Below are 263 nucleotides of genomic sequence, written 5' to 3'. Positions count from 1 at the left end.
GGAGTAGGTGTTGTAGCAGGAGGAGTAGGTGGGTATCCGCAAGTCATATACGGTCATCACCACCATCAAGGTCAACATGGCCATCATGGTCATCACCACCATCAAGGTCAACACGGCCATCATGGTCATCACCACCATCAAGGTCAACATGGCCATCACGGTCATCACCACCATCAAGGTCAACACGGCCATCATGGTCATCACCACCATCAAGGTCAACACAGCCATCATGGTCATCACCAACAACAAGTACATCACCAACA

At 50.6% G+C, this 263-nt stretch carries 1 pseudogene; it reads left to right on the top strand.

Annotation, left to right across the window (positions count from 1 at the left end):
• A pseudogene (locus JDS81_RS29990) lies at positions 1-263 on the top strand (hypothetical protein); the annotation flags it as partial.

The organism is Bacillus cereus group sp. N31 (assembly GCF_016483245.1).
Lineage (GTDB): Bacteria > Bacillota > Bacilli > Bacillales > Bacillaceae_G > Bacillus_A > Bacillus_A toyonensis.
The sequence above is the reverse complement of the archived record's forward strand: the minus strand, read 5'-3'. Positions and strand labels throughout refer to the sequence as shown.